The organism is Streptomyces sp. 7R007, from assembly GCF_054850255.1.
The window spans coordinates 77,181-99,618 of record NZ_JBTWMV010000007.1; the positions used below are offsets into that span (position 1 = coordinate 77,181).

At 74.4% G+C, this 22,438-nt stretch carries 16 protein-coding genes; 6 read left to right on the forward strand and 10 right to left on the reverse strand.

Going from position 1 to position 22,438, the window contains the following annotated elements; genetic code table 11:
* Positions 1–21: 21 nt before the first annotated feature.
* A complete protein-coding gene (locus tag ACYF6T_RS11725) occupies positions 22–5,325 on the forward strand; it encodes a Tc toxin subunit A-related protein (protein ID WP_461695737.1) in 5,304 nt (1,767 codons plus the stop codon).
* 130 nt (positions 5,326–5,455) lie between these two features.
* The gene (locus ACYF6T_RS11730; protein WP_461695739.1) at positions 5,456–6,571 is read left to right on the forward strand and encodes an alpha/beta hydrolase; all 1,116 of its coding nucleotides are present in this window, start codon (positions 5,456–5,458) and stop codon (positions 6,569–6,571) included.
* A 45-nt stretch (positions 6,572–6,616) separates the two neighbouring features.
* Here ACYF6T_RS11730 and ACYF6T_RS11735 read toward each other — a convergent pair whose 3' ends face one another.
* From ACYF6T_RS11735 to ACYF6T_RS11750, 4 genes are read right to left on the reverse strand one after another with little or no spacing between them, the layout of a single operon-like run.
* Positions 6,617–7,630: a DUF5914 domain-containing protein gene (locus tag ACYF6T_RS11735; RefSeq protein ID WP_461695741.1), complete on the reverse strand. Its 1,014-nt coding sequence runs from the start codon at positions 7,628–7,630 to the stop codon at positions 6,617–6,619.
* Positions 7,627–8,637 (reverse strand): phytoene/squalene synthase family protein, encoded by a 1,011-nt coding sequence (locus tag ACYF6T_RS11740; protein ID WP_461695742.1) that lies wholly within the window; start codon positions 8,635–8,637, stop codon positions 7,627–7,629. The genes ACYF6T_RS11735 and ACYF6T_RS11740 overlap by 4 nt, the downstream gene beginning before the upstream one ends.
* Positions 8,634–10,184, reverse strand: coding sequence for a phytoene desaturase family protein (crtI, locus tag ACYF6T_RS11745; RefSeq protein WP_461695744.1), 1,551 nt, complete (start codon positions 10,182–10,184; stop codon positions 8,634–8,636). Before crtI ends, ACYF6T_RS11740 begins: the two co-directional genes overlap by 4 nt.
* Positions 10,181–11,428 (reverse strand): polyprenyl synthetase family protein, encoded by a 1,248-nt coding sequence (locus ACYF6T_RS11750; protein ID WP_461695745.1) that lies wholly within the window; start codon positions 11,426–11,428, stop codon positions 10,181–10,183. Before ACYF6T_RS11750 ends, crtI begins: the two co-directional genes overlap by 4 nt.
* A 294-nt stretch (positions 11,429–11,722) precedes the next feature.
* Here ACYF6T_RS11750 and ACYF6T_RS11755 point away from each other — a divergent pair, with 294 nt between their 5' ends.
* The 3 genes from ACYF6T_RS11755 to ACYF6T_RS11765 are packed head-to-tail and all read left to right on the forward strand — an operon-like array spanning position 11,723 to position 15,239.
* Positions 11,723–12,913, forward strand: coding sequence for a lycopene cyclase family protein (locus tag ACYF6T_RS11755; RefSeq protein ID WP_461695747.1), 1,191 nt, complete (start codon positions 11,723–11,725; stop codon positions 12,911–12,913).
* A 41-nt stretch (positions 12,914–12,954) separates the two neighbouring features.
* On the forward strand, positions 12,955–13,686 hold the full coding sequence (locus tag ACYF6T_RS11760) for a class I SAM-dependent methyltransferase (RefSeq protein ID WP_461695749.1): 732 nt from the start codon (positions 12,955–12,957) through the stop codon (positions 13,684–13,686).
* Entirely contained in the window at positions 13,683–15,239 is a 1,557-nt protein-coding gene (locus ACYF6T_RS11765) for an FAD-dependent oxidoreductase (protein WP_461695751.1), read from the forward strand. The genes ACYF6T_RS11760 and ACYF6T_RS11765 overlap by 4 nt, the downstream gene beginning before the upstream one ends.
* Positions 15,240–15,245: 6 nt before the next feature.
* Here the strand turns inward: ACYF6T_RS11765 and ACYF6T_RS11770 are convergent, their stop codons facing one another.
* The 5 genes from ACYF6T_RS11770 to ACYF6T_RS11790 all read right to left on the reverse strand — a co-directional run bounded on the left by ACYF6T_RS11770 (position 15,246) and on the right by ACYF6T_RS11790 (position 19,406).
* The gene (locus tag ACYF6T_RS11770) at positions 15,246–15,725 is read right to left on the reverse strand and encodes an MSMEG_6728 family protein (RefSeq protein WP_461695753.1); all 480 of its coding nucleotides are present in this window, start codon (positions 15,723–15,725) and stop codon (positions 15,246–15,248) included.
* Between the two features lie 63 nt (positions 15,726–15,788).
* On the reverse strand, positions 15,789–16,670 hold the full coding sequence (locus ACYF6T_RS11775) for an SDR family oxidoreductase (RefSeq protein ID WP_461696014.1): 882 nt from the start codon (positions 16,668–16,670) through the stop codon (positions 15,789–15,791).
* 79 nt (positions 16,671–16,749) lie between these two features.
* Entirely contained in the window at positions 16,750–17,202 is a 453-nt protein-coding gene (locus tag ACYF6T_RS11780) for a hypothetical protein (RefSeq protein WP_461695754.1), read from the reverse strand.
* Positions 17,203–17,286: 84 nt separating this feature from the next.
* Positions 17,287–18,906 (reverse strand): phytoene desaturase family protein, encoded by a 1,620-nt coding sequence (locus ACYF6T_RS11785; RefSeq protein WP_461695755.1) that lies wholly within the window; start codon positions 18,904–18,906, stop codon positions 17,287–17,289.
* On the reverse strand, positions 18,903–19,406 hold the full coding sequence (locus tag ACYF6T_RS11790; RefSeq protein WP_461695757.1) for an SRPBCC family protein: 504 nt from the start codon (positions 19,404–19,406) through the stop codon (positions 18,903–18,905). The genes ACYF6T_RS11785 and ACYF6T_RS11790 overlap by 4 nt, the downstream gene beginning before the upstream one ends.
* Before the next feature lie 241 nt (positions 19,407–19,647).
* On the opposite strand from ACYF6T_RS11790, the gene ACYF6T_RS11795 reads away from it, so the two are divergent.
* On the forward strand, positions 19,648–21,189 hold the full coding sequence (locus ACYF6T_RS11795) for a lysyl oxidase family protein (RefSeq protein WP_461695759.1): 1,542 nt from the start codon (positions 19,648–19,650) through the stop codon (positions 21,187–21,189).
* A gap of 83 nt (positions 21,190–21,272) precedes the next feature.
* Here the strand turns inward: ACYF6T_RS11795 and ACYF6T_RS11800 are convergent, their stop codons facing one another.
* Entirely contained in the window at positions 21,273–22,307 is a 1,035-nt protein-coding gene (locus ACYF6T_RS11800; RefSeq protein ID WP_461695761.1) for a DUF4331 family protein, read from the reverse strand.
* Positions 22,308–22,438: the final 131 nt, after the last annotated feature.

The following is a 22,438-nucleotide window of genomic DNA, read 5'->3' on the forward strand; positions in this document are numbered from 1 at the left end:
AAGGACCAAGGAGACACAGCAGTGAGCGTTACCTTGCAGATCACCTCGCCGTCCGCGAACACGGTGACGGGCCGGACGATCACCGTCACCGCCCAGGTGACCGTGGCCAACTCGGGCACCCCGGGTGATCCCACCGACGCCCTCACGGGCGTGACGGCCTCCGCCGCCGGGGGCGCCGCGGTGCAGATGAGCAACCAGGGCGGAGGGGTGTGGTCGGCGCAGGTGACACTCGCGTCGTCCGTGCCGACGGGCACCCAGATCCCGGTCACCGTCACCGCCAACTACCAGGAGACGACGTACTTCATCCCCTACCCGGAGCAGTACCCCGACCTGTGGATGATCCAGAGCATCGACGCCCTGACCCTGCCCAGGACCGTCCAGGTCGTCACCGCGGCCACCCCCGCCTTCACCGTGGTGACCCCGGCCAACGGCGCCACCGTGGACCTGCTGGAGGGCGGCGGGCAGGTCACCGTCCAGCTGAACATCACCCGCGCCCAGCGCCTGCCGCTGACGATCAGCATCTCCCGGGACGGGCAGACCACCTCCCAGCAGTTCCCGGGCGGCACCCAGTACCAGACGTCGTTCACCATCGCGCCGATGCCGCTCGGCCCGCGCCCCCTGACGATCACCTGCGCCGACCCCGACGGCATCGCCACCACCCAGACCGTCACCCTCAACGGCCGCGACGCCGCCCCGCCCCAGCTCCAGGTCGAGCCCCTGAGCATCATGGGCGACGCCAACGGCGCGGTCACCGTCCCCCTGCACGGCACCGCGCCGGACACACAGAGCGGCATGGTCGGCGGCAGCGCCAAGGTGGAGTGGGCCCTGACGGCCGGCGGCACCAGAACGACGGCCACACCGGCGGCCGGCGGCAACTTCGGCAGCTGGACCGCCAACGTGCCGCTGTCCGGGTTCGGCGCCCACACGGTCTTCGTCTGGGCCACCGACAACGCCGGCAACACCGCCACGAAGAACATCCAGGTCGCCGTGATCAGCTCGTACGTCCCCGCCACCCTCGAAGAGCGGCTGGGCGAGCGCGAGTACCTCGCCGCACTGCTGTCCTTCGCCCAGGAGCAGGTCAACGTCCCCGGCCCCCCGCCGACCCCGCTGGACACCTCCACGCTCGTCGCCGCCCTGGGCCAGCCGGTCGACCGCCTGAGCCAGCCGCTGTCGGCCACCGCCGACCTGGGCAGCCGCGAGGTCAACCAACTGCGCGTGCCCATCGAGCTGTTGCGGGCCCGCATCGCCGCCACCAACACCCCCACCACCGTCGCCGGCGGCAACCTGGCGCTGACCTACCGCACCACGGCCTACGCGTCCCTGCTCGCCGCCGCCGGGACGTCGTACGAGGAACTCCGGCTGGCCCGAGGCGCCGACGCCGCCACCCGCCAGGCGCTCGCCGCCCGCCTGGGCATCCGGCTGTCCGCGACCTCACCCGACGAACTCGACCAACTCCTCATCGACAGCCCCTCGCTCACCGAGGCCACCCTGGAAACCCTCTTCGGCCTGCCCTCCACCACCGCCACCGACCCCCTGCGCGCCCCCGCGGTGCCGCTGCTGCTCACCTGGCGACTGGCCGCGCAGGCCCTGGCCTGGGCCGACCAGGACCAACACCCCAGCCCGCCACGCGCCTTCGGGGTACTCGCCGACCCCGACGTGATCAACGCCGCCGACGTGGTCCCCGGCCCCAACGGCGACGCCATCCGCAAACTGCTCACCGACCGGGCCCAGTTGCTGACCGCGTTCGCGACCACGCTCACCGCCGCCACGACCGGCAAGAGCCCGGCGGCCGGACTCGCCGCGATGATCGCCCTGGCCCTGCCCGCCGGCGTCGACCTGGCCGCGCTGGCGGCCAGGGACACCCAGGGCGTCGACATCGGCGCCGACCTCGCGGCGACGGGACTGACCCGCGCCGGGTTCCTCTACCTCAGGAAGCTGACCGCCCTCGCCGCCCAGGGCACCCTCACCGGGAGCGAGTGGGGCAACGCCACCGCGGTCCTCACCGGCGCCTACAAGAGGCGCGTGCAGTACCCCTCCTGGCGGGCCGGCGAGTCCGCGTTCGTGCTGTCGCCGGACTTCTTCGTCCCGGGCGGCACCGGTCCCACCGCCAACCCCTACCGGGCCGACGGCCAGGCCCGCGCCGACTGGCAGCAGATCCTCACCACCCGCGTCGCGCAGCGCCAGGACCTCCTCGACGCGATCGCCCGGGCGGTCGCCGCCACCGAGCAGACCGCCCTGCCCCTCCTGCGCGACGCCCTGATCACCGACCTCGCGGCGACCACCACCGGCGACGTGGGCGAGGCGATGTCCGCGCGCTTCTTCGTCGACGTCCTGGCCGGCGGCACCCTGCGCACCACCCGCACCCGGCAGGCCATCGAGAGCGTGCAGTCGCTGCTGTCGGCCAAGCGCTCCCACGAACTGGCCCCCGACCACCCGGCGGCCGGCTGGATCCTCAAGAACGGCGACGACACCTTCAACGCCGCCTGGGCCTGGATGGGCGAGCAGGGCCAGTGGCAGGCGGCCACCGTGGCGTTCCTGTTCCCCGAACGCCACCTCGACCCCACGCTCCTGCTGCCCGGCGCCGCCTCGCCCACCCCCTTCGACCTGCTCTTCGCGGCCGTCAGCGCACCCGGCGCGACCGTCACCGCCCGGACCGCCGCCGACCAGGCGGCCCTGTACCTGCAACGCAAGCAGGTCACCTTCCCCGCCCCCTACACCACCTACCTCGACCCGCAGCGCAGGGACGACCACCAAAAGGCGCTCGCCAACCAGTCGAAGGCCAAGGAGACCTCGGGCGGCACGGGCAAGGCCGACAACCGGGAGATCTACTGGGCGGTGCCGATGCTGCTCGCGCAACGGCTGCAGGCGGCCGGGGACTACGCGGCCGCGCTCGACTGGTACTGGATCCTCTACCCCTACGACCGCGCCAGCCCCGTCTCCGTCTACAACCCCGTCAACACGGAGTCGCTCTCGCAGCCCGACCTGAGCTTCCCGCCCGGCTGGACCGCCGGCCTCAACCCGTTCACGCTCGTGGACACCGCCTCCGCCAAGCGGCCCCACCCCTTCACCCGGGGCACCCTGCTGTCGATCATCCGCTGTCATCTCGACTACGCCGACGCCGAGTTCACCCGGGAGACCGACGAGTCCGTCGCGCACGCCCGCACCCTCTACGTCACCGCGCGCCGCCTCCTCGACACCCCCGCCCTGGTCCCGCAGAAGCCGACGAACCCCGGCGAGCCGGCCCTGGCCATCCCCGAACTGGACACCCTGCGCGCCCGCGCCGAGATGCAGCTGGCCAAGCTCCGCCAGGGCCGCAACATCGCCGGCATGCCCCGCACCCAGCAGTTCGGCGCCGCCACGGTCGTCCAGCCCACCCCGTACCGCTTCAAGACGCTGCTGGAGCGGGCCCGGCAACTGGCCGCGCAGGCCACGCAGATGGAGGCCGGCTACCTCGCGGCGCTGGAGAAGTACGACGACCGCACCCTGCGCCTGTACGACGCCGTCAAGGCCGTGGACCTGACCGCCGCGCAGGCCACCGTCGCGGCGAGCCGGGTGGGGGAGGCGCACGACGCCGTGACCTCCGCCGTGGCCCAGAAGACCAAGGCCGAGACCATGGTCACGTCGTACGCCGCCGCCATCGCCGCGCCGCCCAACGAGTACGAGACCCAGCTGCTCGGCGAGTACTCCGACCTGCGCGACCTCAAGGACGGCATCGCGGCCGCGGACACGGCGATCGGCATCATGCAGGAAGCGGCCAAGGCGGGCAGCTGGTGGTCGGCGGTCACCTCGTTCGGGGTGGAGCAGGGGCTGGCCCCGGAACTCATCGGGGCGATGGCCCTCAAGGGCGGCTTCCAGATCGCCGCCAACCACCTGGAGGCGCAGATGCAGGCCAACCAGTTGCAGGCCGGCATCGAGCAGCGCAAGGACGAGTGGCGGCTGCAACAGGTCGCCGCCCAGCAGGACGCCCTCGTCGCCGCCGCGCAGGTCGCCACCGCCCGGGACCAGGTCACCATCGCCGTACAGGAGGAGGCCGTCGCCGATCTGGCGCACGACCAGGCGGCGGCCACGCTGAAGTTCCTCAGCGGCCAGTTCACCAACCCCGACCTGTACCTGTGGATGAGCAACACCCTCGGCGGGGTCTACCGCTACTTCCTGCAGCAGGCGACCGCCACCGCCCGCCTCGCCCAGGCCCAGCTCGCCTTCGAACGGGCGGAACCCGCGCAGGTCCTCATCCGCCAGGACTACACGCAGTCCCCGCCGGAGATGACCGCGAACGCCACGCCCAACCGGCAGGCGCTGACCGGCGCGGAGCAGCTCACCGAGGACCTGGCCCGGCTCGACGAGTACGCCTTCAGCTCGGCGCGGCGGCGCCTGAACCTGTCCCAGACGTTCTCGCTGGCCCGTCTGATGCCGGTGGAGTTCCTGCGGTTCCGCCGCACCGGGACGCTCGCCTTCGCCACGCCGATGTCCCTGTTCGACGCCGACTTCCCCGGCCACTACCTGCGGCTCGTCCGTCAGGTCCGCACCAGCCTCGTCGCCCTCGTGCCGCCCGACCGCGGCATCCGGGCCACGCTGTACTCCAACGGCATCTCCCGGGTGACCACGGGCCGCGACGGCGCCTTCCAGGACATCGTCGTGCGCAGCGATCCCGGCGTCGTGTCGCTGACATCCCCGGTCAACGCCGGTGGCGTGTTCGAGCTGGACGCCCAGTCGGAGATGCTGCTGCCCTTCGAGTCCAGCGGTGTGGACACCACCTGGGAGTTCCAACTGCCGCCCGCGGCCAACCCGTTCGACTTCTCCACCATCGCCGACGTCCTGATCACCATCGACTACACCGCGGCCTACGACGACACCTACCGCAGTCAGGTCGTCAGCCGGCTCAACGCCGACCGCTCCCGCGGCGCGGACTGCGTCTTCAGCCTGGCCAGGGACTTCCCCGACCAGTGGTACGACCTCAACAACCCCGCCGACCCCGCCGCCCGCTCGGTCACCGTCCCGTTGCGCGACGTGGACTTCCCGGTCGGCGTCGAGGCCCTGTCCACCGCCTCCGTCACCGTCCACCTCTCCAGCGGCGATCCGGTGCCCGACACGGTGGTCACCCTCACCCGCGGCGGCGCCGGGGGAGCGGCCACCGCCACCGGCGGCATCGCCGGCACCAGGCGGGGCAACGCGACCGCGTGGCTGCCGCTGTGCGGCTCCGCCCCCGCCGGGGACTGGCGGCTCGGCTTCGGCCCCGACGCCGCCGCGTTGTTCGCCTCCGGCGCCCTCGACGACATCACCCTCGTCATCGGCTGGATTGGGCAGGCGCCTGTCTGGGAGCCGTAGCCGCGTCGCGCACCCGCGGCGACCGGGGCGGGAGCCACCAGGGGCTCCCGCCCCGCACGTGCTGACAGCTTTCCCACATCTGTTCCCTAGGGTCCCTCCGGTCACGGTTCACACCACGGAGGGGTAGAGCATGTTCCCTGTCTTACGGGTGCGGCGCGGCGTCGCCGGGATCGCGCTCGCAGCCGTCGCCGCCACCCTGCTGACGGTCCTTCCCGGCACGCGGGCGGAGGCGGCCGACGCGGTCGGGGTGGTCGAGTACAACCTGGGCGACGAGGCGTTCACCGACCCGCCGGACTGGGACGGCGCCGCCGAGATCCGGGCGGTGGTCCACTATCCGCTCAAGGCGGCCGGCCGGCTCCCCGTGGTCGTCCTGCTGCACGGGCAGCAGCTGGCCTGCTACTCCGCCGACGAGGCCGACTGGGAGAGCTGGCCGTGCCCCGCGGGTGTGGCGCCGTATCCCAGCTACCGGGGCTACGACTACCTGGCCGAGGCACTGGCCCGGGACGGCTTCGTGGTGGTGTCGCCGAGCGCGGACGGCGTGAACCACTTCATGGGCGTCGCACCGCAGCGCGCCCATCTCCTCGACCGGCACCTGGAGCTGCTCCGGCAGCTGGACACGACCGGCGGCGGCCCGCTCGCCGGCCACTTCACCGATCCGCGCAGCGGCCGGCCGGTGCGCGTCGACTTCCGCCACCGGCTCGACCTGACCCGGGTGGGCACGATGGGGCACTCGGTCGGCGGTGAGGGCGTCATGTACCAGGCCGCCGACGCCCACCGGGGCGAGCTGCCGGCCGGCGTCCGCATCCGCGGCGTGGTCGCCGTCGCCTCACCCGGTCCCAGCGGCTTCTACGACACGCTGGTGACGAGGACACCGCTCGCCGTCGTCTCCGCCGGGTGCTGGTCGCTGGGCGGCGAGACCTACTTCGAGGAAGCCCGCGGCCGGGCCGGCGCGCGCGGCTTCAGGCTGCGGGTGACGAAGGGCAACCACAACTTCTACAACACCGAGTGGACGGTCGGCCCGGGACCGACCGACGGCGACGACACCACCTGCCCGGACACCGCGGGACGGCCGACCGCCACGCAGCAGCAGAACCTCGCGGTCACCTACCTGCGCGCCTTCTACGCGTACGCCCTGAAGCACGACAGGTCGGCGCTGCCGGTGCTGACCGGTGCGCGGGCGTTTCCCGGCGTCGACACGCAGGCCGACAGCTACGGCGCCACCCGGCCGGCCCACCGTAAGAGGTGACAAGGCCGAGGCGGGCGTCCACAGCGCGGGGCGCCCGCCGGCCGGTCAGCCGGGGAAGCGGCCGGTGGAGCGCAGCAGCCAGCGGCGGGAGGCGTAGGCCAGGTCGTCGCGCCACAGCCGTCCGGCCGCCGACGCCATGAGCGGGCGCAGCACGGGTGCCGCCGCGCGGGCCACGGCGAATCCGGGACGCCCGGAGGTCGCCACGACCGCCTCGACGACGGCCGTGCGGGGCCTGCCGCGCTCGTCCGGGCCGAGTGGGGTGGCATGGGTCTCGACGACGGAGCCGCAGCCCTCGCCCTCGGTGATGCGCATGACGACCGTGCGCGGCCCGGGGGTGGTGAAGACGGCCCGCACCGGTACGACGAGCCGCCCGGCGACCTTGAAGGAGACGTCGACGGTGAAGCCGTCGTCGTCCGGCCCGTCCGCGCCCGGAGTGCCCACCACCGTCAGGTCGACGAAGGAGTAGGGGTGGAACCAGGCCCCGTGCCAGGGATCCAGCCGGTTGGCCACGACGTCCTCCGGTTCGCACACCCCCATGCCGCTGTAGACGGCGGCGAGGGAACGCGACAGGCGCGGGCGGGCCGGCACGACGGGCGCCGGCAGCGGCGGTTCCCCGCCCACCGTGTCCAGACGCACCCACACCAGGACCCCGTCGTCGTGCACGGGCAGCGGCTCCCACCCGGCGAAGGGCGCGCCGTCCAGGGCCAGACCGTGCCAGTGGCACACCAGCGTGCCGCACCGCACCGGGCTGTCGGCGAGCGGCGCTCCCAGGTGCGGGCAGACGCCGGGACCGGCCGCGAGCCGTCCGTCGGCGGTGCGCCACACCACGAGTTCCCGGCCGGCCACCGTCCCGGACAGCGGCCGGTCGCCGCGCACGTCACGGGAGGCGCCGAGGACGTACCAGTTCCCGGACGGGCGGGCCTGGGCCCGCTTCAGGGCCTCGGCGATGACGGCCGGACGGGCCTGGCGCCACGTCGGTGGCTGCCTCTCCCAGGGCACCGGCCGGCGCCGCAGCGACAAGGGGTACCGGCCACGGCCGGCCGGGCGAGGGGGCTTCATGCGATCCTCTCGTGCAGCGGCTCGGGTGCGGGCGCCGACGTGGTGTGCGCGACCGTCTGCGGCGGCCCGGCCGTCCGGGCGCCCAGCCGGGCCGCGGCCACCCGGACAAGGCCGTCGAGGGCGACCACGGTACGGCGGCGCCGAGGGACCACGGCGCGGCGCTGCACCGACCGGTAGCCGTCCTCGGCGATGGCGTCGAGGATGCCGCCGTAGAGGACGAAGGCCGCGCGGATGCAGGGCCGGGACACCGGCTCCAGCTGGGCGAGCCCGGGGGCGGCCTCGCGGTACAGGGCGCGCGTCAGCGCCTCGAACTCCCGCAGCGCCGCGGTGATCCGCCGGTCCGGGCGCGCGGTCTCCCGGCTCCAGCGCAGCAGCGCCCGGTCCACGTCGTGCGCGGCCAGCAGGTCGGCCGGCAGGTAGACGCGGCCCCGGTCGAGGTCCTCGCCCACGTCCCGCAGGAAGTTGGTCAGCTGGAAGGCCACGCCCAGGGCCGCGGCGTGCGGCGCCGCCTCCTCGCGCGGGACGACGGTGCCGAGCACCGGCAGCATCTGCAGGCCGATCACCTCGGCCGAACCGTGGGTGTAGCGGCGCAGGTCGGCGTAGGTGGCGTAGTCCGTGACGTCGAGGTCGGCGCGCATCGCGGCCATGAAGTCGGTGAAGTGGCGGTGGTCGATGGCGTACCGGCGGGCCGTGTCGGCCAGGGCGCGCACGACCGGTTCGGCGCTGTCCCCGTCGCGCAGGCCCGTCCGCAACTCCCGCTGCAGCCGGGCCAGTCGGGCGCGGCGGTCGTGGGGCGTGGCGGCCGGGTCGAGGGTGTCGACGATGTCGTCGGCCCAGCGGGCGAACCCGTACAGGGCGTGGACGGCGGGCCTGCGCCGCACCGGCAGCAGACGGGTGGCGAGGAAGTAGGTCCTGCCGTGCCGGGCGTTGAGCCGCCTGCACCGGGCGTAGGCCTGCCGCAGCGCGGGATCGGTGATGCCGGCGGCGTCGAGTTCGCGGTCCCTCACGCCGGCCTCCTGTCCCGGTGGGCGCCGATGACGGGCCGGGAGCGGGCGCCGGAGCGCGGGGACCGGGCCGTGCCGGTGATCCGCGCCGCGGCCAGCTTGCCCGACAGCAGGACGGTCGGCACGCCGACGCCGGGCGTGGTGCCGCAGCCGGCGAGGACGGCGTTGGCCGTGCCGCGGGGCAGGTTGCGCGGCCGGAACGGGCCGGTCTGGGCGAGGGTGTGGGCGGCGGAGAAAGGGGAGCCCGCCGCGTGTCCCTGTGCCTGCCAGTCGGCGGGGGTGACCAGGCACTGTTCCTCGATGGCGGACGCGATGCCGTCCAGGCCGCGCCGGTCCAGCTCGGTGAGCAGACGGTGCCGGTAGCCGGGGGCGAGGTCGCCCCAGTCCGCCGCGCTGGGACCCAGGTCGGTGTTGGGGCAGGGCGCGAGGATGTAGTGCAGGTGCCGGCCGGGCGGGGCGAGCGTGGGATCGGTCGCCGTCGGGCGGGTGATGAGCAGCGACGGGTCGCTCATCAGGCGGCCGGTCTCGGTGAGTTCGCGGAACGTGCGCTGCCAGGCCGTGCCGAAGGACAGGGTGTGGTGGGCGAGCCCGGGCCAGGTGCGGTCGGTGCCGGCGTGCAGGATCACGGCCGACGGGGCGAAGCGCAGCGGCGCCGGGCGCTTGGGGGCGTGGCCCAGCAGGCGGTAGGCGACGGGCAGGTCGGGGGTGAGGACCACGGCGTCACAGGGGATGCGCTCGTGGGTGGTGACGACGGCGGTCACCCGGTCACCAAAGCGCTCCAGCCGGGTCACCGGCTCCGCGAAGCGCAGCTCGGCACCCGCCGCCGCGGCCGCGTCCGCCATGGCCCGGGGCAGGGCGTGCACGCCGCCGCGCGGGAAGTACACGCCGGCCACGGTGTCCATGTAGGCGATGACGGCGTAGGCGGCCAGCGCCCTCGCCGGTGCCACGCCCGCGTACAGGGACTGGAAGGAGAAGATCCGCCGCAGTCGCTCGTCGTGCAGGAAGCGTCCGATACGGGCGTCCAGCCGGCCGAATCCGCCGAGCGCGGCCAGCCGGGCGAGGTCGGGGGTCAGCAGGTGCAGCGGGGAGTCGAAGTTGGCGTCGATGAAGTGCCGCATCTGCGCCCGGTAGAGCTTCTCCAGCCAGGTGCGCAGCCGCCGGTAGCCCGCCGCCTCCCGGGCTCCCGCGAAGCGTTCGACCTCCGCCTCCATCGTCTCGGCGTCGGTGTGGACGTCCAGGCCGCTGCCGTCGGCGAACCGCGCCCGGTAGGCCGGGTGCAGCGGCACGAGGTCGACGCGGGCGCGCAGGCTGTCGCCGACGGCGGCGAACGCCTCGTCGGCCAGGTGCGGCATCGTCAGCACGGTGGGGCCGGTGTCCATGTGGTAGCCGCGGCGCACCAGACGTCCGGCGCGCCCGCCGGGCAGGTCGTCGCGTTCGACGACGGTGACGCGGCGTCCGGCGCCCAGCAGGTGCAGCGCGGCGGACAGCCCGGCGAGTCCGGCGCCGACGACCACGACGTGGTCGGTGCGTCCTGCGATGGTGCGGATCATCCGCGGCTCCCTTCCTCGGCGGCGGTCGGCAGCAGGGCGACGGGGAGTCGGTCGTCGGCGGGGGCCTGCGGGCGCGGCGGGGGCGCCCCGGCCGCGGAGCGCAGCAGCGCCTGCAGCCGGTGGCGGCCGTACGGCGCCAGGCCGGCGTCGTCGAGGTGGCGCAGCCCCCGGCCGAGGAGCCGGTCGATCCTGGCCTCGACGGTGGCCCGCGCTCCGGTGGCCTCGAACACCTCGCGCACCGCGGCGAGTTCGGCGTCGGAGACGTCGCCGCGGCCGAGGGTGCCGCGCAGCACGGCCAGGGCGTGCCGGTCGCCCGCGCTCTCGGCGCGCGCCTGGGCGACGGCGGCGAGGTAGGTGGGCTTGCCGCTGCGGATGTCCCCGCCGGGGGGCTTGCCGGTGTCGCACCCTGCGCCGAAGGCGTCGGCGAGGTCGTCGCGCAGCTGGAAGGCGAGGCCGACGCAGCGGCCCGCCGAGCACAGGGCCCGGGTCGTGGCGGCGGGGGCGCCGGCCAGCGCCGCCCCCAGCGCGAGCGGGCGCTCCACCGAGTACAGGGCGCTCTTGAGGCAGGCGGCACGCAGGGCGTGGGCGAGCGAGCGCGCCGAGGTGGCCTCGCCGTGGACGTCCAGATACTGCCCGGCGACCATCTCCATGCGCATGGCGCTCCACAGCTCCCGCACCCGCACCGCGCCGGCGGCGGGGAGCTCGGTCTCCGCCACCGTGTCGTCCGCCCAGGCCAGGGCCAGGTCACCGGCCAGGATCGCGGCCGCCTGCCCCAGCCGCGGGCCGCGCGGGCCGGCGTACTGCGCGGCGACGTCGGCGTGCAGTGCGGGCCGTCCGCGGCGCACCGGGGCGGCGTCCATCACGTCGTCGTGGACCAGGGCACAGGTCTGGATCAGCTCCAGCGCGGCCCCGATCCGCAAGGTGGCGTGCAGCACCGAGGGCTCGCCGCCGCAGGCCCGCATCGCCCACCACACGAAGCGGGAGCGGCTGAGCTTGCCGCCGTCCTGTGTGAACCGTGTGACGCGTGCGGCGAGGTCACGGGCGAAGAGCGGGTCGATCGCCTCGGCGGCGGTCAGACGCCGGTCCAGCAGGTCGCCGAGCACACCGCGCACGGCACCGGTCACGTCCGCGTCCACGGCATGCATCTCGCCGGAACCGGACGGGTGCGCGGTGGGCCGGGCGCGGTGCGGGTGATCCCGCCCACGGGCGTCCGGGCGGTGGTCCTGCGCCGCGGTGGGGCTCATGCCGGTTCCCGTCATCGAGATCCTCGCGATCAGAGCTGGCTTCGTCCTGGTGGCTTCGGTCCGGGTCGTGGCGACGGATGCGGCGGTCGACGTCATTTTCGATGCACAGACGATGCGATGCGGCCGGGCGCATCGATTCGCGCCGCACGCGACCCCGCTGCGAGCTGGCCCGGAACGGGCCCGACGCCGCCCCCACGCCCTTCGTCCGATCGGGTGAGGGGCGCATCCGTACGGGCCCCGCACCGGGAAGGGAGACGACAAGCCGGCAAGCGTCGCGGGAGGAGTGCATCGGTCGTGCTGGAGGCGGACGTCGCCATCATCGGAGCCGGAGCGGCCGGGCTGTCGCTGGCCCACCGCCTGTCCCGCCCCCTGCCCGGCAGCCGTCCCCTGTCGGTGATCCTGCTGGACGCCCCGCCGGGCCCGCTGCGCCCGCCGAGCCGCACCTGGTGCTTCTGGGAGGCGGGCCGCGGACGCTACGACGCCGCCGTCACCGCCTCCTGGCGGCGCCTGCGCGTGCACCCCCGCGCGGGGTGGCCGATCGAGGACGACATCTCCCCCCTGCGCTACAAGATGATCCGCTCGCAGGACTTCGAACTGCTCGTCGCCCACGACCTCGCCCAGAGCGAGCGGGTGCGGCGGCTGGAGGCGACCGTCGGCAGCGTCGAGGCGCTCCCGCAGGGCGCCGTCGTCAACGCCCGGACGGCGGCGGGAGAGGACCGGTGCGTGCGGGCCCGCTGGGTGTTCGACTCCCGTCCGCCGGGCAGCCTGCCGGCGGCCCGCACGACACTGCTGCAGCACTTCCACGGCTGGTTCGTGCGGACCGACCGCCCGGTCTTCGACCCCGCCCGGGTCGACCTCATGGACTTCCGCACCGCCCAGCCGGCCGCGGGCCTGTCCTTCGGCTACGTCCTGCCCACCGGCTCACGGCAGGCCCTCGTGGAGTACACGGAGTTCTCCCCGGCGGTGCTGTCCCGGGCGGCCTACGACGCCGCGCTCGGCGACTACACCGGCGCTGTGCTGGGGCTGAAGGACTTCGAGATCGTCGGGACCGAGACCGGCGTCATCCCCCTCACCGACGCCCGCTTCGCACGCCAGACGGCGCCGTCCGTCTTCCGTATCGGCGCGGCGGGCGGCGCCACCCGGCCCTCGACCGGCTACACCTTCGCCGGTGTGCAGCGGCAGACCGCCGCCGTGGCGGCCGCGCTGCGGCAAGGGCGCCGGCCGGTGCCGCCGCAACCCCACTCGGCGCGCTCACGCGCCATGGACGCCGTCCTGCTGCACGCCCTCGACAGCGGCCTGGTGGACGGCGCCGCCTTCTTCTCCGCCCTGTTCGCCCGCGTCCCCATGGCCCGGCTGCTGCGCTTCCTGGACGGCACGACCCGGCTGCACGAAGAACTCGGCATCGGGCTGCGCACGCCCGTCCTGCCCATGCTGCGGGCCGCCGCGGACGTCCCGCGGCTGCCGCGGCGCCCCTTTCCCGGCTGAACCGCCGGACATCCGCCCGCCCCCCATCCCCTGGAGACGGCATGACCCTGCTGCGCGACGCGGACCTGGCCGCCGCGTTCGACCATGCGGCGCACACCTACGACACGCTGGTGGCCGCCAACCCCGGCTACCACTCCCAGCTGCGCCGCTCGGCCCGCAGACTCGGCCTGCCCCGCCCCGGCCGCGGGCTGCGCCTGCTCGACCTCGGCTGCGGCACCGGCGCCTCGACCGCCGCGCTGTGCGCCGCGCTGCCCGGCGCCGACATCACCGCCGTGGACGCCTCCGCCGGCATGCTGGAACGAGCCCGGGCCAAACGCTGGCCCGAGGGCGTCACCTTCGTGTGCGCGGCGGCGGAGGAGCTGGGGGAGGCGGGCGTCGAGGGACCCTTCGACGCCGTGTTCGCCGCCTACCTCTTCCGCAACGTGGCGGACCCCGACGCCGTGCTCGCCACCGTGCGCGACCTGCTCGCCCCGCACGGGCGACTGGCCGTGCACGAGTACACCCTCAGCGGCCGCCCGGTCCACCGCGCGGTGTGGACGGCCGTGTGCCGCGGCCTCCTCCTGCCCGTCGCCACCGCCCTGGGCGACGGCGACCTGTACCGCCACCTGTGGTACAGCGTCGTCGACTTCGACACGGTCGACGAGTTCACCGCCCGCGTCCGCGCCGCCGGCTTCGACCGGGTGCGGGCCCTGCCGCTGCCCGGCTGGCAGACGGGCATCACGCACACCGTCGTCGCGCGGCGCGCCGACACCGCCGTCCGGACGCCGCGATGACCGAAGCGGCGGCGCACACCGCGCGCCCCGGCCGGGACCGGCGCGCCGTCTTCCTTGCCCCGCCGCCCGGATCGCCCCGGGTGACCGGAGCACCGCGCAGCACCGCCGTCGTCGGCGCGGGCATCGCGGGCCTGGCCGCCGCGACGGCCCTGGCCGAACGGGGCGTGGAGGTGACGCTCTACGAACGCGAGGCCTACCTGGGCGGCCGTGTGGGCGGCTGGCCGGTGCGGTTGTACGACGGCTCCACCGCGACCATGAGCCGCGGCTTCCACGCCTTCTTCCGCCAGTACTACAACCTGCGCGCTCTGCTGCGCCGCACCGACCCCGGCCTGGGGCGCCTGACCGGCCTGCCCGACTACCCGCTGCGGCACGGCAACGGCCTGCACGACAGCTTCCGCAAGGTCCCGCGCACCCCGCCGCTGAGCGCCCTGGGCTTCGCGGCCCTCAGCCCGTCCTTCCGCTCACGGGACCTGGTCCGCATGAACCCGGCCGCCGCCCTGCCCCTGCTCGACGTCCGCGTCCCCGACGTCTACGACCGGCTGGACGGGGTCAGCGCGCACGACTTCCTCGACACGCTGCGCTTTCCGCCGGCCGCGCGGCATCTGGCCTTCGAGGTCTTCTCGCGCAGCTTCTTCGCCGATCCCCGCGCGCTGTCGGCCGCCGAGATGGTCCTGATGTTCCACATCTACTTCGTCGGTTCCGCCGAGGGCCTCCTCTTCGACGTGCCCAGCGGCCCCTTCCCGACGGCCCTGTGGGAGCCCCTGGGCGCCCACCTGCGCCGGCACGGCGGCACCCTGCGCACCTCGACCGCCGTCGAGCACATCTCTCCCACCGCGCACGGCGGCTTCACGGTCGTCACCGACCGCGGCGAGACCCGCCACGACAGCGTCGTCCTGGCCCTCGACACGCCCGGCCTGCGCAGCCTCGTCGACCGCTCGCCCGGGCTCGGCGACGCCGCCTGGCGCGAGCGCGTCGGCCGCCTGCGCAGCGCCCCGCCGTTCCTCGTCTCCCGTCTGTGGCTGGACCGGCCCGTGTCCCCCGACCGGCCCGGCTTCCTCGGCACCGCCGGATACGGCCCGCTGGACAACGTGAGCGTCCTGGAGCGCTGGGAGGACGAGGCCGCCCGCTGGGCCGCCCGCAGCGGCGGCTCCGTGGTCGAACTGCACGCCTACGCGCTCCCCGACGAGGCCGACCCGGGCCAGGAGGCCAGGGAGCTGATCGCGCAGTTGTATCGGGTCTACCCCGAGACCCGCTACGCGCGGATCCTCGACCAGCGCCACGAGCGGCGCCGGGACTGCCCGCTGTTCCCGGTCGGCGGCTACGACGACCGGCCCGGTGTGCGCACCCCTCAGCCCGGCCTGGTGCTCGCGGGCGACCTGGTGCGCACGGACCTGCCGGTGGCCCTCATGGAGCGGGCGGCCACCAGCGGATTCCTCGCCGCCAACGCCCTCCTGCGGTCCTGGGGAGTACGCGGCCACCCGCTGTGGACGGTGCCCGACCGCGGCCGCAGCCGGCTCCTGCGCGCTCTGGCGGGCCGCGGGAACAGGGGGTGACGTGCCTCAGTCCGCGTTCGCCTGCTGCCGGTCCGAGGACGGCCACACGTACGGCAGATCGTCGGGCACGCCGGGAAACAGCGCGGCGTAGAACTCCGGGTCCTTGCGGACCAGGGCCGAGCGGTGGCTGCGGTGGAAGGCCTCGTCGCCCAGCCAGGGCGGCAGGTCCTTCCCGGCCGCGAGTTCCTCCTGGCTGCGGATCGGCGCGTGCGGACGCCGTGCCGCGAGGCCGGCGACGAGTGAGGCGGCGCAGCTGTCCTGGTGCCCCTGGTCCCGCCACACCCGGCAGATCTCCAGCCCGTAGCGGACCAGCGCCTCCTCGTACCCGGCCCACATGCGCACGGCCGGGTGCCGGCGCCATCCGTACCCCGGCACGGTCAGGCCGCGCAGCACCTGGAGGGCCTCGACGCGCTGCTTGCCCAGACGGCGCCGGTCGAGGAGGACGGCCGACTCCCGGAAGTCCGGGTGGGGGAGGAAGGTCTGCATGGTCGTCGTCCAATGCTTCCGTGCGGCGGGCGCGGTGAGCGGGGCCGGCGCGGTGGCCGCGGTTCAGGCGCGGGGGCGTGCCGCGGCGTCGTCGGCCCGGCCTCCGGCGCCCAGCGGGCCCGTGTACTGCCAGGGCTCCGCGGCCTCCAGGCGCGGCAGTTCGCGCCGGGACAGGCGCAGCACGAGCGGCGGCAGCAGCGCGCGCACCGGCTGCGTCAGACGCAGCCAGGCCGGTGCGTAGACGGCGGTACGGCGCCGCTCCACCGCCCGCACCAGCCGTGCCGCCACCACGTCCGCCGGCATGACCCGGCGTGCCGGGGGCGGCATGTGGGCCCGCAGTTCGCGCAGGACGGCGTGCCGGTCGGCGTCGCGCACCATGTCGGTGTCGATCCAGTTGAGGTAGGCGATGCCCACGCTGACCCCTTTGTGGGCCACCTCGGCCTGCAGCGTGTGCGCGAAGGCCTCCACGCCCGACTTCGAGGCGCAGTAGGCGCTCATCAGGGGAGCCGCGCCGATCGAGGCCAGGGACGCCACCTGCTGGAAGTGGCCGGCCGTGGCGACCAGGTCGGGCAGGAAGACCCGGGCGGTCTGGGCGCTGCCGACGAGGTTCACCTCGACCACGCGGCGCCAGGCGGCGGGGTCGGAGGAGGCGAACGGGCCGCCCTCGGCGATACCGGCGTTCGCGACCACGACCGAGGGGCGGCCGAGCCGACGGCGGACCTCCCGCGCGGCGACGGTCAGCGCCGCGGGGTCGGTGACGTCGGTCTCGACGGCCAGCGCCGGGACGGGCAGGGCGGCGGCGACCGCGTCGAGTGCGCCCTTCTCGTGGCCCAGCAGGGCGACCTGGCAGCCACGCCGGGCGAACTCGCGGGCGAGTGCCGCGCCGAGGCCGCGTGCGGCTCCGGTCACCACCACGGTCCGGTGGCGCAGCGGGCTGGCGGGCATCGCCATGGCACGTCCTTTCCGGGGCGGGTGGGCACGTCCCTCGCCTGTGCTTCGGGTCCGCCGCCCGGGACGGATGCGGTCACCCGGGTGAGCGGGGCGGGCGCGCGGTGTGGTCGGGGTGGCCGTGGGTGCGGCGCTCCTCCTTCAGTTCGGCTTCGTGGATGTGGTCCCGCCCCCGGGCGAGCTCCTGCCTCGCGCCCGCCTCCAGCTCCTGGAAGGGCCGGTAGTAGGTGTCGTTGTAGGCCTCGACGATCTGGAACGTCCAGTGCCCGGGGATGACGTTGCGGCCCAGCAGCTCGGAGCGGATCTTCTCGGCCCACTCGCTGTGGCCCGCCTCGTCCAGCAGGCGGACGGCGTCGTCCAACTGGAAGTCGGCGGTGCCGGTGAGCTGGTGGAAGTCGTAGAGGCGGCCTCTGGCACGTTCGGTGGTCTCCAGCGCCTTCGACAGGGCGCCCAGCGCCTGCACGGTCTTGTCGTCGACGCCCTCGGGGCGCCGCTGACGCGGGTGGGACGGCTGTTCGGGGTGGTTCACACGTTCTCCAGTGTGGTGCCGGGCGGGCCGCGGGGGCCCGCGGTGGGGCGGCGGTGCGGGCACGGACGCGTCGGCGCCGTGCGGTCACCGTTTCCTTCCGGTGCGGTCGCGGTGGGTCAGCAGGCGCTGGGCGCGGGCCAGGCCCGGTGGCCGGTGGCGGCGCAGCGCGGCGCGCGCGGCGTTGGCGCCGGGGGCACCGTGGACCCCGCCGCCGGGGTGGGCTCCGGCGGAGGCGAGGAACAGGCCGGCGACGGGGGTCTCGGGCCGTCCGGTGCCCGGCACGGGCCGGAAGAAGAGCTGCTGGTGGACGGCGGTGGTGCCGCCGTTGATGGCGCCGTTGAGCAGGTTGGTGTCGAGGGCCTGGAGGGTCGGCGGTGCCAGGACGCGGCGGGCCCGGATCAGCGAGCGGAACCCCGGGGCGAAGCGTTCCACCTGGTGTTCGACCCGGTCGGCCATGCGGTTCTGGTCGTCGCTCGTCCACTTCCCGGTGATGCCCTCGTCGCCCGCGTCGGTCCCGATGTCCTGCGGCACGTGGGTGTAGGCCCAGGCGGACTCGGTGCCGCGGGGGGAGCGGGAGGCGTCGGCCGTGGTCATCTGCCCGAACAGCAGGAAGGGCCGGTCGGGGACCTGGCGCATGGCGATCTGGGCGGCGAAGCGGGTCAGCTCGTCGACGCCGTCGGCCAGGTGCACGGTGCCGGCCCGGCTCGCCGGTTCGGCCTGCCAGGGCACCGGGCCGTCGAGGGCCCAGTCGACCTTGAAGGTCGCGAAGTCCCACTGGAAACGCCGCAGGTCGGCGAGGAGCTGGGCGGGCAGGTGCTCGGGGTCGAGGAGTTCGCCGTACAGGGCCGGCACCGACACGTCTGCCAGGACCGCCCGGCGGGCCGGGTGCGGCACACCGTCCGCGGTGCGCACGCCCACGGCCCGCCGGTCGCGGACGGTGACGGCCTCCACGCGCTGTCCGCAGCGCAGCAGGCCGCCGCGGCTCTCCAGGCGCCGTACCAGTGCCCGGGTCAGGGCGCCGGAGCCGCCGACCGGCACGGGAAAACCGTGGGTCTGGCCCAGCATGCTCATCAGCCACCCGAACCCTCCGCTGCCGGCCGATTCCGGGGCGAGGTCGGCGTGCAGCGCGTTCCCGGCCAGCAGCAGCCTGCCGCCCTGGCCGGCGAACTCCTCCTCGCCCAGGCGCCGGACCGGCAGCGCCAGGGTGCGTGCCATGCGCAGCCCACCCGCCGCCCGCAGCCGCACGGCCAGCCGCGCGGTCGCCGCGACCGGCGGGAAGGGCGTGAACAGCGCGTTCGTCAGGTCCGGGCGCAGACGTTCCCACACCTCGTGCAGCCGGCGCCAGGCGTCGCCGTCGCCGGGGGCGAAGGCGTCGAGGGAGGCGGCGGTGGTGTCGACGTCGCGGTCCAGTACGGCACAGGTGCCGTCGGTGAGCGGGTGGGCCAGCACGCTGGGCGCGTGGCTCCAGCGCAGCCCGTGGTCCTGCAGCCGGAGCCCGGCGAGGATCGGGGAGGCGGCCGCCAGCGGGTAGAAGGAGCTGAAGAGGTCGTTGACGAAGGCGGGGTCCACGCCCCGGTCGTGCCGTACGGCGCCGCCCGGTTCGGGCTGTTCCTCCAGCACCAGCACACTCCACCCGGCGTCGGCCAGCAGGTTGGCGGCCACCAGACCGTTGGGGCCGGCACCGATCACCACGGCGTCGGTCATGGCGCGCCGTCCGTCCCGGCCGCCGGCGCGGCCGCCGGCGTCGCGTCGTGCGCGCGGCGCCTGTCGGCCGCCTGGCCCTCGCACAGCCGGGCCAGGCGGCCGAGCATGGCGCGATGGCGCAGGTGGATCAGCACCTCGAAGGCCCCGTTGTGCCAGCGGCCCCCGGCTCCCTGGAGGGGGTGCTCGTCGACGATCACCAGGCAGTGCTCGCCCCAGGGCCGCAGCTCGATCGCGATCCGCGCCGTGCCCAGGATGCCGGCATGGGCCTCCAGCTCCAGCCGGGTGCCCTCGTCGCAGAAACGGACGATCGTCTCGTTCGTCAGCTGCGCCGGCCCCAGCCGGACCTGATAGCGGATCGCCGCGTTCTGCTGCGGCCACCGGCCGCGGACCGGGCGGGAGTCGGACGTTCCCACCACCCAGTCGGCGTACCTGGTGCCGTCTGCCAGGAGTGCCCAGACGTCCTCCGGGCCGGCCTTGATCAGACGATGGCGAACGGCCACTCCTGCCTCCTGCGTCTCGCGGACCGACTGGGTCATCAGCCACGGCCGAGTGCCCTGCCCGACCGGAACCCAACCAGCGCATTCACCGCCCGGTCCGACGGGCGGAGCGGGGCGGCGGGCCATTGATCGGGGCGGCGAGGCAACCAACCGGCCTTCAGATCACTGTTCACAGATGGCACACAGTTTTCCGCGTGCCGCACCATCCGCCCGCTGCCGTCAGGCACTCGCGAACGAGGAACCGATGACGAAGTACCGCAGAAGCAGGTTAGGCCGCCCGGCGATCGTCACCGCCGCCACGCTCATCACGGCCGCCACCGCGGCCGGGGTCGCTCCCTCCGCCGGAGCGGCGACCCCCGTCGCCCCCAAGCTCAAGCTGATCGCCGCGTCCAAGTCCGTGACCCTCGAACGGTGGACGGGGGAGCCCGGCGTCTACCTGGACCTGGGCACCTACATCAGCGTCGACAAGGCGGCCCTGGAGTTGCGGGTGACCCGCAAGTCCTACAAGGACCCGGTCGTCGCGCAGCAGATCACCCGCAGCGGCCGTACCACCCACACCCGGACCCTGCCGGCCGGCCTGGTCAAGGACTTTTCGGGCCTGCCCGGATTCCTCGACGTGACCGTCACCGACGCCGCCGGCAAGCAGGTGCTGAACACCACGCAGACGTTCTGCCCGAACAACCGGGCCGGACGCATCCGCCCCGACGCCCCGGCGACCTCCCGCTACCCCGACGGCTGCTCGGACAACCCCTTCACCCTCGGCGGGGTGTGGGGCACCGAGAAGGGCTGGGCGGCCGGCGTCAGCCAGGGCTGGAACAGCGCACCGGTGGACCTGGCGGCCGGCGAGTACACGGCCACGGTGCACGTGGCCAAGAAGTACCGCGACGTGTTCGGCATGGCCGACGAGCCGCAGACGATCAAGGTGACCGTCCGGCAGGGCGACGACGGCGGGCAGGGCCTGGCCCGGCGCACGCCCGCCGCCGACGGCAGCACGCGCGGCACGCCCTCCACGTCGGCCGCCACGCACGTGCTGAAGCCCAACCGGCACCGCCCGACCGGCGGACGCACCGACGCGGCCGGACTGCCCAAGCCCGACCTGCGGGCGTTGCCGGCCTACGGCATCTCCCTCACCGACGGCTCCGAGGGCGGCGAGGGGGCGGCCACCGGCAAGGAGTACCTGGCCTTCGGCGCCACCGTGTGGAACGGCGGCCCCTCACCCCTGGTCGTGGACGGCTTCCGCAGCCCCGGCGCCGACACCATGGACGCCTACCAGTACTTCTACGACGCCCAGGGCAAGCAGGTCGGGTACACGCCCACCGGCACCATGGAGTGGGACCCGCGGGAGGGCCACCAGCACTGGCACTTCCACGACTTCGCCAGCTACCGGCTGCTCGGCGCCGACAAGAAGGAGATCGTCCGCAGCGGCAAGGAGGCGTTCTGCCTGGCCAACACGGACGCCATCGACTACACCGTGAAGAACGCCAACTGGCACCCCTACAACACCGACCTGGCCACCGCCTGCGGTGAGGAGAACTCGGTGTCCGTGCGCGAGGTGCTGGACGTCGGCAACGGCGACACCTACAGCCAGATCCGCCCCGGCCAGTCCTTCGACGTCACCGACCTGCCCAACGGCACGTACTACATCCAGGTCATCGCCAACCCGGACCACAGGCTGAAGGAGACGAGCACCGCCAACAATGTCTCCCTGCGCAAGGTGATCCTCGGCGGCACCGCCGGCGCCCGCACCGTGACGGTGCCGGCGTACGACCTCGTCGACGCCCCCTGACCCCGAGTCCGGGCCGGATCGCGTGAGAAGAGCCGTGCAGGGCCTGGCGCACAGGCCCGCACGGCTCGTCCCGTCCTGCCGCATCAGGCCGCCGGGGGCACGTACGGGAAGGTCTTCGAGGGCTTGGCGGTGACGGACTCCTTGCCGATGCCGAGGGCCACCGGTGTGTTGCTCGCGAAGGAGAACATGACGTCCGGCGCGTTGTCCGTGAGGGAGCGGCCGTTCCACCGCGCGAAGCCGTAGCAGGCCGGAGTGCCGACCTCGTACGGCAGGACGTTGGGCAGGATCCGCTCCACCACCGTCTTCGCGTACGCCTCGGGGTCCTCGGCGGTGCCGTAGGCGCGGACCACACCGGCCACCGACTCGGTGAGCGCCTTGCCGTACAGCTCGATGTCGTCGGCCGGCGTGTTCGCGTTGAGCCGGTCGCCGAGGGACTCGTCGAACTGGGTGAACAGCGGGTGGATCATCGGCAGTCCGGCCCGGTTGATCGGGCGCCAGCCGCCGGCGTCCGTGGCCAGGAAGGCGACGGCCCACACGTCGATCCTGCGGTCCTCACCCGCGACGGGCAGCAGTTCCTCGTCGGCGACCTCCAGGACGATGGAGTAGACGGTGTGGCCCGCGAACAGGTTCGACGCCTGCTGCGGGTCCCAGGCGGTCAGGTCGACTGTGGTGCCGTCCTGGAAGGCGTGGCCCACGGCGTGCAGGACGTCCGGTTCGATCCAGAACGGGTCGCCTGCCTTGCCGACCCAGGCGCGGCTGCCCCCGGGCAGTTCCAGCGGCTCGCCGGTGCGGCCCCGTCCGAGGACCGTGCCCTCGGCGAAGTCGTCCGCTGCCTCGGGCCCGGCCAGCCGGCGCACCTCGTAGCTCTGGACGCCGTCGGCGTCGGCCTCGGCGAAGGTGAAGCGGTAGGTGACGTCCTCGACCGCGTCGCCGTTGGCGTCGATCTTGAACTCGTACTTGCCCTCCGGGTGCAGACCTCGGGGAATGTCCTCGCCGGCGAGGGAGTGGCTGTGGTCCGTGACGAACACGGTGCCCTGCTCACCCCGGAAGACGTACAGGTCCGTGATGTCCAGGCGCGGGTCCTGGCGGGCGATGGGGGAGTCGAGGTGGTGCGACATGGCGTTCTCGCTTTCTCGTCGAAACCGTGGTCCTCAGTCTGCTGAGGGCGGGGGCGCTGATCTGTCGAGACCGCTCCACAGTCCGCCGGGCACTGCCCACACCCCTTCCGTGGGGACAGCCCGACAGCCGC